This is a genomic window from Bradyrhizobium vignae (genome assembly GCF_900324035.1).
In the GTDB taxonomy this organism is placed as follows: Bacteria; Pseudomonadota; Alphaproteobacteria; order Rhizobiales; family Xanthobacteraceae; genus Bradyrhizobium; species Bradyrhizobium vignae.
Window position 1 is genome coordinate 8,058,184 of record NZ_LS398110.1, and the last position, 12,945, is coordinate 8,071,128.

The window sequence follows — 12,945 nt, forward strand, 5'->3', positions numbered from 1 at the left end:
GACGGGCATAACTTGTGGAGCTGGAGTCTAGACCGGCCGCTCCCCCTTCACCGTCACGCGCGTCCCTGATCGCGTGTGCGGCCAGTAGTCCCACATCGCGCGGTGCTGGGTGCAGCGGTTGTCCCAGAAGGCGATGGCATTCTCGGTCCAGCGGAAGCGGCACTGGAACAGCGGATTTTCGGCGTGCTGGTAGAGATAGGCGAGCATCGCATCGCTCTCGTCGCGCGGGATGCCGTTGATGTGCCGGGTGAAGCCGCGGTTGACATAGAGCGCTTTCCTGCCGGTGACGGGATGCGTGCGCACCACGGGATGCTCGGCATGCGGATAGGAGGGACGGTCGGCGACGCCGTAATTCGCATAGAGCCCGCGATAGATCGGCTCGCCATCGTGCAGCGCGGTGAGCCCGTCGAGATAGGCTTTCATGCGGTCCGACAGCGCCTCATAGGCTGCATACATGTTGGCAAACAGCGTGTCGCCGCCGCGCGGCGGGCACTGCTTGATGTAGAGGATCGAGCCCATCGGCGGCTCGAGATCGCAGGACACGTCGGAGTGCCAGCCCTCGCCATTGGCGCGCGGCGAGTCCTTGTCGGCGTAGATCCTCATGAGCGCCGGATCTTCGTCCTCGTGCGGCGCGGCGGGATGGAAATGCAACTCGCCGAACTTGCGGCCGAAGGCAAGGTGCTGCTGCGGCGTGATGTGCTGGTCGCGGAAGAAGATCACGAGGTTTTCGGCGAGCGCACGGTGGATCTCGTCCATCTGCCGGTTGGAGCGGGTGTCAGCATCGACGAGCTTGCCGATATCGACGCCGGAGATTTCCGCGCCGATGATGGGGGTGAGCTTTTCGACCTGGATCGTCTCGTATGGGGCGCCGTCTTCTGCGGTGTGGCGATAGCGCGGGCCCTGCTTGCCGGCGAGTGAGCTCATGGCGTGTCTCCCGATCGTTGTTGATTGGGAGGCATCGTAACAATGTAGGGCGGGTTAGCGAAGCGTAACCCGCCACTTCGCGCGCGCAAAAAATAAGGCGGGTTACGCTACGCTAACCCGCCCTACGCTTCGATATCGAAACACACCTACTCCGCCGCCGTCACCGGCACCTTGGCGCCCTGGCCGTAGCGCTGGTCGATATAGTCGATCACCAGCGCCTTGAAGTCGGCGGAGATGGTCGGCCCGCGCAGCGTGCGGAACTTCTTGCCGTCGACGAAGACGGGCGCGGCCGGGGCTTCGCCGGTGCCGGGCAGCGAGATGCCGATATTGGCATGCTTGGATTCGCCGGGGCCGTTGACGATGCAGCCCATCACCGCGACGTTGAGCTCTTCCACGCCAGGATATTTCGTCTTCCAGGTCGGCATCTCGTCGCGGATGAAATCCTGGATCGAGCGCGCCAGCTCCTGGAACGTGGTCGAGGTGGTGCGGCCGCAGCCGGGGCAGGCTGCAACCAGCGGCACGAAGGTGCGGAAGCCCATGGTCTGCAACAGCTCCTGGGCGACCTGCACCTCGCGGGTACGGTCGCCGCCGGGCTCGGGCGTCAGCGAGATGCGGATGGTGTCGCCGATGCCCTGCTGCAAGAGGATGCCGAGCGCGGCCGAAGACGCCACGATGCCCTTCGAGCCCATGCCGGCTTCGGTGAGACCGAGATGGATGGCGTAGTCCGAACGCGCCGCAAGATCCTGGTAGACCGCGATCAGATCCTGCACCGCCGAGACTTTTGCCGAGAGGATGATGCGGTCCTTGGGCATGCCGAGCTCTTCGGCGCGCGCGGCCGACAGCAGCGCCGACTGAACCATGGCCTCGCGCGTCACCGCGCGGACGTCGCGCGGATTGGGTGATGCTGCGTTCTCGTCCATCAGCTTGGTCAAAAGCTCCTGGTCGAGCGAGCCCCAATTGGCGCCGATCCGCACCGGCTTGTTGTTCTTGTTCGCGATCTCGATGATGTCGGCGAACTGGGTGTCGCGCTTGTCCTTGAAGCCGACATTGCCGGGATTGATGCGGTATTTGGCCAGCGCCTCGGCGCAGGCCGGATAGGCCGCAAGCAGCTTGTGGCCGATATAATGGAAGTCGCCGATCAGCGGCGTCGTGATGCCGCGCTTGGCGAGGCCGTCACGGATGTGCGGAACGGCGGCCGCGGCTTCCTCGCGGTCCACGGTGATGCGGACCATTTCGGAGCCGGCGCGCGCGAGCGCTGCGACCTGGGCGATGGTGCTGTCGACATCGGCGGTGTCGGTGTTGGTCATCGACTGCACGACGATCGGCGCGCCGCCGCCCACGGCGACGTTACCCACCTTCACCTGGGTGGTCTTGTGCCGGGGCGCGGGGCCCGCGATGTCGGAATCGAGAGAGTTTTCGAGCTTGTTCATGAGGTCCAAATATCAGGTTTTGGTGACGTTCAGCAATGCATCACGCGGCGCCGCAGCCGTTTGGCTCGGACGGTTAACCAGAAAAAGCCCTGCAATTACAAGGACCGCGGCGGCCCCGAATGTCAGGCTCAGGGTGTCGTGCATGATGAAATAGCTACCCACCACGCCAAACAAAGGGGTGATGAAGGTAAAAGCGGACAATTTGCTGGCCGAATAGGCCTTCACCAGCGCGAACCAAAGCGTGAACGTGGTTCCCACCACCCAGATTGCCTGGAACGCCATCAGGCCGAGCGACAACGGCGCCGGCATGTGCGTGATGGATTCGCCGAACAGCCAGGCCGCCATCCCCAGAATCGGGATCGAGGTGGCGACCTGATAGCCCAGCGCCTTCTCGGGCGCGGCGAAGCGCAACCGCGTGCCCTTGGCAACCAGCGTCGTCGCCGCCCACAGCGCGGCGCCGCCGACGACCATGAGATCGCCGAGCAGAACATGCGAATCGACATTGGGCTGCGGCACGCCGATCGCCAGCGCCACGCCGGCAAAGCTGATGGCCAAGCCCAGCCATTGCGAGCCGCCGAGCCGCTCTCCCAGCACCTGGTACGAGCCGAGCGCGACGAAGAACGGGGCGGTGTAGAGGAACACCACTGCACGCGAAGCAGAGGTGAGACGCAGTCCCTGGAAGATCAGCACGAATTCGATGCCGAACATCAGCCCGGCGATCAGGCCGGCCCTCCACGTCCCGTCACGCTCGAAGAATTTCACGCCGCGCAGCGTGCCGATGATGAACAGCACCGGCAGCGCGCCCATCGAGCGGATGGTGGCCTGGAGCATCGGCGGAATGTCGGGCAGCACCAGCTTCACCGCGATCTGGTTGAACCCCCAGGTCAGGCACAGCATGAGCATCAGGGCGATGGCGCCGGCACTGAGAGGACGGCCGGCAGGCGGTATGGCTTGAGGTGCGGACATTTCTTCCTGAGATCCGGCTTTGCGCCGTTGTTGCTAAATTCGATAGGCCGCGGGCTCTTTACCTCTCCCCGTCGGGGAGAGGTCGATTTGCGAAGCAAATCGGGTGAGGGGGCGCGGGCCCCGTGAGAGAGCGAAGCCCCTCACCCGCGCCTTCGGCGCGACCTCTCCCTTTGGGATGGCTCGACCTAATTCCATCGTTCTAAGAGACTTTCTGACAATGCGTGCAGACGCCCGTGATCTCCACCACAGACAGCTTTGGTACGAAACCCGAGCTGCGCGCGGCCGCATTGAGGTCCTTGGCGAAGGACGCCGAGGGGATCTCGCCGACCAGGCCGCAGCGCTCACAGATCAGGAACGCCACCGCCGAGGTCGCGTCATGATCATGGGCGGCACAGGCCAGATAGGCATTGCGACTCTCGATGCGGTGCACGAGGCCGTTGGCCATCAGGAAATCGAGTGCACGATAGACCGTGATCGGCGCCGGCCGCGGCATCGACTTGGCGAGTTCGTCGATCACCTCATAGGCGCCGAGCGGACGGTGGCTGGAGAGCAGCGCCCTCAGCACTTGGCGGCGGATTGGCGTGAATTTCTGCGCACGCTGCGCGCAAACCTCCTCGGCATGCGCCAACGCGTCCGCCGTGCAGCGGCCGTGATCGTGGTCGGGCGCGGGAAAGGCCGGCTTCGCGAGGGTCATCTGGCCTACCTTCTAGCATTTCGGCGGTGGAACCCAAAGCGCGACCGACCCATCGGCTGTCAGCCATGCTTATCCCGCGGGACAGCGTCTCGCTGACCCGCCATGAAATAATCATAAGCTTGCTTATTATATACAAGCTTATTGGAGGCCAAGCTTATGAGCCGCGGGTCCGTGGACCAGAACTTCCTGTTTACGCTCGCCGAGCTTTACCGCCTGCTGCGCGTCTATGCCGATAAGGAGGCCTCGCGCTTCGGCATCACCCGCGCGCAATGGGCGGTGCTGGCCAAGGTCGAGCGCAGCGAGGGCATGAAGCAATCGGAACTCGCCGAGCTGCTCGAGGTGCAGCCGATCACGCTGACACGCCTGATCGACAAGCTCTGCGACAGCGACTGGATCGAGCGCCGCAGCGACGCCTCGGACCGCCGCGTCAAACGTCTCTACCTGAAGAAGGCCGGGCGGCAGCTGCTCGGCAGGATGAGCGGCCTGAAATCGGAGCTGACCGCGAACGCGCTTGACGGCATCAACCCGGCGGACGCTCACCGCCTTCTCGTCCAACTCGAAACGATCAAGGAAAACGTGCGAAACGCGATCCAGGCCTCTGGGGCGGAACAAGCGCGTAAGGAGCAGCGCTATGGCTGATCAGGTCCTCAAATTCCAGCCCGAGCAGAAGGCTGACAGCGGCAAGCCGACCAAGAAGGCCGGCACCGATCCGCGCCGCCGCTTGGTGGCGGGCCTGCGCCGCTATCGCCGTTTCCTGCTTCTGGTCGTGCTGCCTCTCATCGCCGCCATCGGCGGCCTCACTTTCTATCTGCATGGCGGCCGCTATGTCGGGACTGACGATGCCTATGTCGGCGCCCAGAAGGTGCTGGTAACTCCCGATATTTCCGGCAAGATCCTGAAAGTCGTCGTGAAGGAAGGTCAGGCCGTCAAGCAGGGCGACGAGCTGTTCGAGATCGATCCCGTGCCGTTCCGCCTCGCGGTGGACGAGGCCAAGGCGCAGCTCGCCCAGGCCCGCACGACCTATGACAACCTCGTCGCCAACATCAAGATCTACGGTGACATGCTCGACCTCGCCCAGCAGGGCGTCGACCTGAAGCAGCGCGACGTCGAGCGCAAGCAGGCGCTGGTGAAGAACAATTACGGCTCGCAGCTCGACCTCGACAACGCATCCAACGCGCTGGTCACCGCGGGCGCGCAGGCGCAGTTCATCAAGCAGCAGCTCTCCAACGCCAAGACGCAATTGCTCGGCGATCCCAAGCTGCCCCTGGAGCAATTCCCGCCTTACGTCCAGGCCAAGGCCAAGCTCGAAGATGCCCAGCGCAATCTCGAACACACCGTGCTGCGCGCGGCGATGGATGGCGTGGCGACGCAGGTGGAACAGATCCAGCTCGGCCGTTTCGTCGCCGCCGGCACGCCGGTGTTCTCCATCATCGACGTCGCCCATCCCTGGGTCGACGCCAATCCGAAGGAGAGTGACCTTACCTATGTCACCGAAGGCCAGCCCGTCACGCTCGAGGTCGATGCGTTCCCGAACCACGTCTTCAAGGGCAAGATCGGCTCGCTCTCGCCCGGCACCGGCGCGCAATTCGCGATCCTGCCGCCGCAAAATGCCACCGGCAATTTCGTCAAGGTGGTGCAGCGCGTCCCGATCCGCATCTATTTCGACGAGACCGACAAATATGTGCGGAAGCTCAAAGCCGGCATGAGCGTCTACGCCACCATCGACACCGGCCATCGGCGCTCGCTCGCCGGCCTGCTCGGCCTGTCGGCGACAGCGGGCCAGGACAAAGACTAAGGATCCGCCACGATGTCCGGCCCCAACGCCAACCTGATGGTCCCCGGCCTGCGCCGGAACATGGTGACGATCTGCGCCATGACCGCGACCATCATGCAGGCGCTGGACACCACCATCGCCAACGTCGCGCTGCCCTACATGCAGGGCACCCTCTCGGCCTCGCAGGATCAGATCAATTGGGTGCTGACCTCCTACATCGTCGCCGCGGCGATCATGACGGCGCCGGTGGGCTGGATCGCCAACCGCTTCGGCCGCAAGCGCATCTTCATCATCTGCTCGGCCGGCTTCACCATGGCATCGGTGCTGTGCGGTCTGGCGCAAGACATCAACCAGATGGTGCTGTTCCGCCTGCTGCAAGGCGTGTTCGGCGCCGCCCTGGTGCCGCTGTCGCAGTCGGTCATGCTTGATTATTACACGCTCCAGGAACGTGCCAAGGCGATGTCGATCTGGGGCATGGGCGTGATGATGGGCCCGATCATGGGCCCCTCCCTCGGCGCCTGGCTCACCGAGACCTATTCCTGGCACTGGGTGTTCTTCGTCAACCTGCCGTTCGGCGCCATCACCGTGCTTGGTCTGATCGTCTTCATGGACGAGACCCGGAAAGATCTCAGCCTCAAATTCGACTGGTTCGGCTTCGCCGCATTGGCGATCGCGATCGGCGCGCTGCAGCTCGCGCTGGATCGCGGCGAGCAGCTGGGGTGGCTCGAATCGAACGAGATCGTCGCGGAATTCATCGTCGCGGCCGTCGCCTTCTATTTCTTCCTCGCCCACTCCTTCACGACCTCGACGCCGTTCATCCGCTTTGCGCTGTTTCGGGATCGCAACTTCGTCACCGGCTGCGTGTTCATGATCGTGATGGGCCTCGTGCTGTTCTCGACCATGGCGCTGGCCTCGCCCTACATGCAGAACGTGATCGGCTATCCCATCATCACCGCCGGCCTGCTGCTGGCGAGCCGCGGTTTCGGCACCTTCTTCGCCATGATGCTGGTCGGCCGGATGATGCGCTATTTCGAAGCGCGCACATTGATCATCACCGGCCTGACGCTGACCGCGGGCTCGCTGTACCAGATGACCGGCTGGACCGATCTGACCCAGGTGCCGGAGATCGTCACGGTCAGCGTCATCCAGGGTTTTGGCTTCGGCCTCGTCTTCGTGCCGCTCTCGACCGTAGCGTTCCTGACCTTGTCGAACGAGCTGCGCACCGACGGCACCGCCATGCTGACCCTGATGCGCAACGTCGCAAGTTCGGTCGGCATTTCCGTCGTCATCGCCGAGCTGACGCAGGGGACGCGGCGGAGCTATGCGATCCTCTCCGAGCACGTCAACCCGTTCAACCACGCGCTGCAGATGCCCAGCGTCAGCGGCCTGATCAATCTGTCCACCGACGCCGGCCGCGCCCTGGCGGACCGGATGGTCAGCGTGCAGGCGCAGATCATCGCCTTCTCGCACGACTACCAGCTCGTGATGGTCTTCATCCTCTGCACCATCCCGCTCGCTCTACTGATCGGCTCCACCAAGGCCACGCTGCGCAAGCAGGCGGCGGGGCCGGAACACGCGGTAATGGAGTAGCGACAGGTGTCATGCCCCGGCGATCGGGGCATCCAGTACGCCGCGGCTTCTCCGTATCACAGGAACGTCTCTGGAATACTGGGTCGCCCCGTCAAGCCGGGCGACGACGTCGAGCTTGTGGCGCCGCCTACCCCAACAACTCCTCACACCCCAAATCCTCCACCGCCATCATCACCCGCTCCAGATTGTTCCACCAGATCACCGGCGGGATGTTGATGCTCCACTGCCAGATTGGCTTCGTGATTTGCCAGAGCACCGCCCAGCGGTAGTCGCGATCGAGCGCGCCGCGCGTGTAGCCGCTGATGCCGCTTTCCATCAACGTGTCGTGGTAGAGATTGAGCAGCGGGCGTTCGAGCGCCTGCCGGCGTTCCGGATACCAATGCACGGCCATCATATGGGCGAGGTCGTGGGTCGGAACGTTGATGCTCCAAAGATCGAAATCGAAGATGCGCACGGTATCGGCGACGCCCGCGCGCGGCAGCAGGAAATTCCAGGTGTGGGCGTCGCCATGCGTGATGCTGACGTGTCGGCGTGAATGGTAACGCTGGGACAGCCGGTCCGACTGATCGATCAGGCGACGGTAGAGGATCCGCCGCTCCTCGCTGAGGCGATCACCAAGAAGATCGGCAAAACGGTCATAATGGCCCGCAAACGTCTCCATGCGTTGCGCGCTGTCCTCCGTGCTCGCCCAGGTACCGACCGCACCGCCGAGGCTCGGATGGTCCCACCAGGCTGCATGCCAGCGCGCGAGCGTGGTGACGATGGCGAACGTCTGCTCGCGCGATGGCGGCACCGGCCAAGCCATTGCGATGGCATGGCTGTCGGTGAGGTCCTCGAGCAGAAGATGCCAAGTGAGACTGTCTTCGTCGAAATGTCCGTCGAAGCAGCGGGGCACCAGTCCCGGCGGCATGCTTGGCGTCAGTTGCGTGTAGTATTCCACCTCCCGCCGGCCGCCATTGGCAAGCTTCTCGGCGAACGCTGCATTTGCGGTCTTCAGAATCAGCGACTGCGGGGCGCCGGCGGATTCGCCGACATAGCGCAAGCCGAGACGGATGATATGCGACACGACGGTGTCGTGCTGATGCAACACCTTCACTTCGCGGACCGCGCCGGCGTCCAGCACGCCGGCCCTGCGCAGCGCGGCCGTCAGTCGGGCGGGCTCAACGACCGCCGGCAATTGTGGAGATGTCATGAACCACGATGCCCTTGTCCCGCGCCATACTGCACGATCACGCTCCCGGGCACCAGCGGCCGATTTGCCGCCGGGCTCAGGCTGCCGCGGCCGAGTCGCGCACGGTCCGCACGACGACCGATCGCAGCTGTTCGGTCGCCTTCCAGAATTTCTGCACCTCCGCATCGGACTTCGACACCAGCGCGGTCTTGAGATCGGCCGAGAGGCTGGAGGAGACCCAGAACGCCTTGCGCTCGTCGTAATCCTTGCGGAGCTGGGCCAGGCGTTCACCGTGGGCCGCCAGCTGGTCTGGTTCGCCGAATGCAATAATCGCCGAAGAAAGCGAAAGACGAATTTTCATGGAACAATCCGGTGACGCAGGTCGAGTACAGCAGACCCTAAACGACTGCGGTAAACACAGGACGCTGCACGCGGAAATTGCGTGCCGGAAATCCAGAGAGCTATGTGGCGAGACGACCGGATTTGAGTCAGTGAGAGTTGACACACAGCACGAAGAAGGGCGTTTCGGCCTGATGCAAAGGCAGCAAGCAGCTCAATTGCGCTGGATGAGGAGAGCATGCCGGCTGCGGATACAGCCGGCACGCATTCTTTACACGTCGAAGAACACCGTTTCGTCGTCGCCCTGAAGGTGCAGGTCGAGCCGGTAGACCGGCTTGCCGGGCTCACGCACCGCGGTCAGCGTCGCGCGACGGTCGGCCGGAACCAGCGCCAGCACGGGATCGGCGGCGTTGCCGGCCTCGTCGCTGAAATAGATGCGGGTGTAGAGATGCCGCAGCATGCCGCGACCGAACACCGCAAGCAGAATGTGCGGCGCCTGCGGTTTGCCGTCGGGGTCCGGCACCGCGCCGGGCTTGATGGTCTCGAAGGAATAGTTGCCGTCCTTGTCGGTGCCGCAGCGGGCAAAGCCGCGGAAGCTCGCGTTCGGCAGCGCACGCTTGTCCTGCGGGTCGGAGAAGCGGCCTTGCGCGTCCGCCTGCCAGATTTCCAGCATGGCATCCGGCACGGCAACGCCATCGCCATCGAATACCCGACCCTCGATGCGGATGCGGTCGCCTGAGACGTCCGGGGTCAGCGTCGAGTTGGTGAATGCGTCGTTCCAGGCGTACTCGCCGTTCGGCGTCAGGCCGTATTTGAAGAACGGACCGACCGTCTGCGATGGGGTGATCCCGTCGGATTTCACAGACTGTTGCACTTAGTGGTTCTCCATGGGGGTGGCGTTCTTGCCGCGCAGCACGATGTCAAAGCGGTAGCACAGCGCCCATTCGGGCTTCGTGTTCTCGAGATCGAAAGACGAGACCATCCGCGCCCGCGCCTTCTCGTCCGGCACCGAATTGAAGATCGGGTCGAACGGGAACAAGGGATCGTTCGGGAAATACATCTGCGTCACGAGGCGCGTGACGAAGGAATAGCCGAACACCGAGAGATGGATATGCGCGGGCCGCCACGCATTGTGGTGATTGCCCCAGGGATAGGCGCCGGGCTTGATGGTGACGAAGCGATAATAGCCGGAAGCATCGCTCACGGTGCGGCCCGCGCCGGTGAAATTCGGATCGAGCGGCGCGGGATGCTGATCGCGAACATGAATATAGCGGCCGCAGGAATTGGCTTGCCAGATCTCGATCAACGAGTTCGGCACGCCGCGGCCGTCCTCATCTCGCACGTGGCCATGCACGATGATGCGCTCGCCGATCGGCTCGCCACTGTGTTGGGTGGTAAGATCGTTGTCGCCCTCGCGCACGGTCTCGTGGCCGTAGACCGGGCCGGTCAGCTCCGACAACGTGTGGCGCATCGGGATCAAGGGCTTGTTCGGCGCCCGCTTGATCGAGCTCTTGTAGTCGGGCGACAGCGGCAGCGGATGCGCCTTGTTGCTGTCCGTGGGATAGACGAATGTCATTGGCGAACTCCTCCCCGGCCATTTTACGTCTGGCCGGTCAACGCTTCCGCCAATCATTATAGGATATAACTAATTTGGGGAAGCCGGTTTGGCGGCGTTCCCGCGCCTGCAGCCGGCGGCTCTTACCTGATCGGCGCGCGCGGAAGCACGGCCTCCCCGGCCTCGAGCCGGTAGGTATGGTCGAGCGAATACCAGGGCACGGAGACGTCCTTCGCAGTCGGATGCGGCGTCGCGTGGCGCACGAATTTGCCGATCAGCGCCTGTGTCACGCCGAATTGCACGTCGCTGTCGATATGGGGATCGGCAGGGTCGTAGACCTGCGAGACCAGCACCTTGAATCCTGGCTTGAAGATCAGGGCGTGCAGATGGGCGGGACGATAGGGGTGGCGGCCCTGCGCCTCGAGCAGACGGCCGACCACGCCATCAGTCGGGATGGGATAGCCGACCATCATCACCGAGCGGAAGGCGAAGCACCCGTCGGAATCAGTCGTGAACTTGCCGCGCAGGTTCATGTCGGCCTGCTCGGGGTCCTGGTTCTCGTAAAGGCCGACCGGCGAAGCATGCCAGACATCGACCTCGGCCCCGGCGACGGGCTCGCCGTCCCTGTCGACGACGCGCCCGCTGACGAACAGCGTGGCCCCCGGTGTCTCCGAGCGCACGATCGATCCGCCATTCTCGACCCGGGGCGAATTCAACCGCCAGAACGGCCCGAGCAATGATTGATCGGTCTCCGTATTGCCCTGATCGCCATTGTTGAGCAGGCACACCAGCGAGGAGACGCCGAGCGACCCCGCCATCAGCACGACTTCGTTGTGCGTGTCGGTGGTCAGCTTGCCGAGCTCGGCCACGATCGCCGTGGCATCGCGGAATTCCTTCTCGGTCAGGCGCACGTCGCGTACGAAGGCGTGCAAATGCTTGACCAGAGAGACCATGATCTGGCGCAGCCGCGGATCGGATGTCCGCTCCATCACCGCCAAGGCTGCGGCCGTGACGTCCTGCTCGCGCTCGATGATCATGGGACGGTCCTTGAAGCGACAAAAAACGCCGTCATTCCGGGGCGATGCGGAGCATCGAACCCGGAATCTCGAGATCCCGGGTTCGGTGCAAGTGCACCGCCCCGGGATGACGGTCCACTGCGTGGACCGTCAATTCAGCTTTTCGATCGCAACGGCCACACCCTGGCCGACGCCGACGCACATGGTTGCGAGCGCGAGCTTGCCGCCGCGCTTCTCCATGCCGTGCACGGCGGTGAGCGCGAGCCGGGCGCCGCTCATGCCGAGCGGATGGCCGAGCGCGATGGCGCCGCCATGCGGATTGACGAAATCGGCATCCTCCTTGACGCCAAGCTGGCGCAGGCACGCGATGCCCTGCGAGGCGAAAGCTTCGTTTAGCTCGATCAGGTCGAAATCGCCGATCTTCTTGCCGAGACGCTCCATCAACTTCCGGGTCGCCGGCACGGGACCAATGCCCATGATGCGCGGCGGCACGCCGGCAGAGGCCAGGCCGAGGATGCGCGCCCGCGGCGTGAGGCCGTGCTTCTTCACCGCAGCTTCCGAAGCCAGGATCATCGCAGCGGCGCCGTCATTGACGCCGGAGGCGTTGCCGGCGGTGACTGTGCCGGGATTGCGAACGATCGGCTTCAACTTGGCGAGACCTTCAAGCGTGGTCTCTGGGCGAGGATGTTCGTCCTTGTCGACCGTGATCGGACCGGCTTTGCCGCCAGGAATCGTGATGGGCGTGATCTCTTCCGCGAAATAACCCGCCGCAATCGCGGCGCCGGCACGCTGCTGCGAGCGGATGGCGAAGGCATCCTGGTCGGCGCGCGAAACCTGGAATTCCTCGGCGACGTTCTCGCCGGTCTCCGGCATCGCGTCGACGCCGTACTGCGCCTTGAGCAGCGGATTGATGAAGCGCCAGCCGATCGTGGTATCGAAGATCTCGGCCGAGCGCGAGAAGGCCTCCTGCGCCTTGCCCATCACGAAAGGCGCGCGGGTCATCGACTCGACGCCGCCGGCAATCGCAAGTTCGATCTCGCCGGCGCGAATGGCGCGGCCCGCGGCACCGACGGCATCGAGGCCGGAGGCGCAGAGCCGGTTCAGGGTCTGACCGGGAACCGAGTCCGGAAGACCTGCCAGCAGCAGCGCCATACGCGCGACGTTGCGGTTGTCCTCGCCGGCCTGATTGGCGCAGCCGAAGAAGACTTCATCCACCTGCGCCCAATCGAGATTCGGATGCTTGGCCATCAGCGCCTTGATCGGGGCTGCGGCGAGATCATCGGCGCGCACCTTGGCGAGCGAGCCGCCGAAGCGGCCGATCGGGGTCCGCACCGCATCGCAGATAAAGACGTCACGCATCGTTGTTCTCCCTGGCTGCCGCGGTCCGGCCAAATTCTTCAATGTCGACGGAGTTTTAGGAGGGCGCCCGCGGCAGGTCAATTGACGGTTTCGCGTGCGATTTGCAGGGGGCTGCGGTCCGCAACGC

12 protein-coding genes and 1 pseudogene are annotated in these 12,945 nt (G+C 64.1%); 3 read left to right on the forward strand and 10 right to left on the reverse strand.

The window, feature by feature from the left end; genetic code table 11:
• Nucleotides 1-27 precede the first annotated feature (27 nt).
• The 4 genes from BRAD3257_RS38730 to BRAD3257_RS38745 form a co-directional block, all read right to left on the reverse strand.
• Nucleotides 28-924: a TauD/TfdA dioxygenase family protein gene (locus tag BRAD3257_RS38730; protein WP_122406218.1), complete on the reverse strand. Its 897-nt coding sequence runs from the start codon at nt 922-924 to the stop codon at nt 28-30.
• 146 nt (nt 925-1,070) lie between these two features.
• The gene (gene ispG, locus BRAD3257_RS38735) at nt 1,071-2,354 is read right to left on the reverse strand and encodes a flavodoxin-dependent (E)-4-hydroxy-3-methylbut-2-enyl-diphosphate synthase (RefSeq protein WP_122406219.1); all 1,284 of its coding nucleotides are present in this window, start codon (nt 2,352-2,354) and stop codon (nt 1,071-1,073) included.
• 12 nt (nt 2,355-2,366) lie between these two features.
• Entirely contained in the window at nt 2,367-3,320 is a 954-nt protein-coding gene (locus tag BRAD3257_RS38740; protein WP_122406220.1) for a DMT family transporter, read from the reverse strand.
• 199 nt (nt 3,321-3,519) lie between these two features.
• Nucleotides 3,520-4,014, reverse strand: a complete 495-nt coding sequence (locus BRAD3257_RS38745) for a Fur family transcriptional regulator (RefSeq protein ID WP_122406221.1) — start codon at nt 4,012-4,014, stop codon at nt 3,520-3,522.
• A gap of 156 nt (nt 4,015-4,170) precedes the next feature.
• Between BRAD3257_RS38745 and BRAD3257_RS38750 the strand changes: the two genes are divergently transcribed.
• The 3 genes from BRAD3257_RS38750 to BRAD3257_RS38760 are packed head-to-tail and all read left to right on the forward strand — an operon-like array spanning nt 4,171 to nt 7,378.
• On the forward strand, nt 4,171-4,653 hold the full coding sequence (locus BRAD3257_RS38750; RefSeq protein WP_122406222.1) for a MarR family winged helix-turn-helix transcriptional regulator: 483 nt from the start codon (nt 4,171-4,173) through the stop codon (nt 4,651-4,653).
• Complete coding sequence (locus BRAD3257_RS38755; RefSeq protein WP_122406223.1) at nt 4,646-5,809, forward strand: HlyD family secretion protein; 1,164 nt, start codon at nt 4,646-4,648, stop codon at nt 5,807-5,809. Before BRAD3257_RS38750 ends, BRAD3257_RS38755 begins: the two co-directional genes overlap by 8 nt.
• 12 nt (nt 5,810-5,821) lie before the next feature.
• Entirely contained in the window at nt 5,822-7,378 is a 1,557-nt protein-coding gene (locus BRAD3257_RS38760) for an MDR family MFS transporter (protein ID WP_122406224.1), read from the forward strand.
• Nucleotides 7,379-7,505: 127 nt separating this feature from the next.
• On the opposite strand, the gene BRAD3257_RS38770 is transcribed toward BRAD3257_RS38760, so the two are convergent.
• From BRAD3257_RS38770 to pcaF, 6 genes and pseudogenes are all read right to left on the reverse strand, one after another.
• Nucleotides 7,506-8,570, reverse strand: coding sequence for a phosphotransferase (locus BRAD3257_RS38770; protein ID WP_122406226.1), 1,065 nt, complete (start codon nt 8,568-8,570; stop codon nt 7,506-7,508).
• Nucleotides 8,571-8,709: 139 nt separating this feature from the next.
• Nucleotides 8,710-8,883, reverse strand: a pseudogene (locus tag BRAD3257_RS38775) (methyl-accepting chemotaxis protein); the annotation flags it as partial.
• Between the two features lie 276 nt (nt 8,884-9,159).
• A complete protein-coding gene (pcaG, locus tag BRAD3257_RS38780; RefSeq protein WP_122406227.1) occupies nt 9,160-9,762 on the reverse strand; it encodes a protocatechuate 3,4-dioxygenase subunit alpha in 603 nt (200 codons plus the stop codon).
• Nucleotides 9,763-10,464, reverse strand: a complete 702-nt coding sequence (gene pcaH, locus BRAD3257_RS38785; RefSeq protein ID WP_122406228.1) for a protocatechuate 3,4-dioxygenase subunit beta — start codon at nt 10,462-10,464, stop codon at nt 9,763-9,765.
• A 122-nt stretch (nt 10,465-10,586) separates the two neighbouring features.
• Nucleotides 10,587-11,480: a dioxygenase family protein gene (locus BRAD3257_RS38790; protein ID WP_122406229.1), complete on the reverse strand. Its 894-nt coding sequence runs from the start codon at nt 11,478-11,480 to the stop codon at nt 10,587-10,589.
• A 129-nt stretch (nt 11,481-11,609) separates the two neighbouring features.
• Complete coding sequence (pcaF, locus tag BRAD3257_RS38795) at nt 11,610-12,818, reverse strand: 3-oxoadipyl-CoA thiolase (protein ID WP_122406230.1); 1,209 nt, start codon at nt 12,816-12,818, stop codon at nt 11,610-11,612.
• Nucleotides 12,819-12,945 lie beyond the last annotated feature (127 nt).

Coding starts and splice junctions, on each gene's coding strand:
- BRAD3257_RS38730 (WP_122406218.1), bottom strand. CDS start 924: ATGAGCTCACTCGCCGGCAAGCAGGGCCCGCGCTATCGCCACACCGCA.
- ispG (WP_122406219.1), bottom strand. CDS start 2,354: ATGAACAAGCTCGAAAACTCTCTCGATTCCGACATCGCGGGCCCCGCG.
- BRAD3257_RS38740 (WP_122406220.1), bottom strand. CDS start 3,320: ATGTCCGCACCTCAAGCCATACCGCCTGCCGGCCGTCCTCTCAGTGCC.
- BRAD3257_RS38745 (WP_122406221.1), bottom strand. CDS start 4,014: ATGACCCTCGCGAAGCCGGCCTTTCCCGCGCCCGACCACGATCACGGC.
- BRAD3257_RS38750 (WP_122406222.1), top strand. CDS start 4,171: ATGAGCCGCGGGTCCGTGGACCAGAACTTCCTGTTTACGCTCGCCGAG.
- BRAD3257_RS38755 (WP_122406223.1), top strand. CDS start 4,646: ATGGCTGATCAGGTCCTCAAATTCCAGCCCGAGCAGAAGGCTGACAGC.
- BRAD3257_RS38760 (WP_122406224.1), top strand. CDS start 5,822: ATGTCCGGCCCCAACGCCAACCTGATGGTCCCCGGCCTGCGCCGGAAC.
- BRAD3257_RS38770 (WP_122406226.1), bottom strand. CDS start 8,570: ATGACATCTCCACAATTGCCGGCGGTCGTTGAGCCCGCCCGACTGACG.
- pcaH (WP_122406228.1), bottom strand. CDS start 10,464: ATGACATTCGTCTATCCCACGGACAGCAACAAGGCGCATCCGCTGCCG.
- BRAD3257_RS38790 (WP_122406229.1), bottom strand. CDS start 11,480: ATGATCATCGAGCGCGAGCAGGACGTCACGGCCGCAGCCTTGGCGGTG.
- pcaF (WP_122406230.1), bottom strand. CDS start 12,818: ATGCGTGACGTCTTTATCTGCGATGCGGTGCGGACCCCGATCGGCCGC.